Raw genomic sequence first — 273 nt, forward strand, 5'->3', positions numbered from 1 at the left:
AGATGTAGTCGATGCCGTCGCCGGCCCGGTAGGTATCGGCGCCGCCGCGGCCGAACAGGATATTGGTGCCGCTGTTGCCGATCATCTCGTTGCTGAAGACCGAGCCGACGGCGGTGGTGCCGGCCCCGCCGGGATCGGAGGCGCCCTCGGCGATCACCAGCCTTTCGCCGATGGAGTAAAGGTCCCAGAAGAAATTGGCGGTGGAGACGATGGTATCGGTGCCGCCGAAGCCGAAGCCGGCATAGACCGGCAGGTTGCCCTCATCGACCAGGT

1 protein-coding gene is annotated in these 273 nt (G+C 65.6%); it reads right to left on the minus strand.

Features of this window, described 5'->3' with window-relative positions; translation table 11 throughout:
• Window positions 1-273 (minus strand): hypothetical protein (locus ACZ6JE_RS15210; RefSeq protein ID WP_464319482.1); only part of this gene is annotated, 273 nt, incomplete at both ends.

It is taken from the genome of Frigoribacterium sp. AC759, from assembly GCF_979256015.1.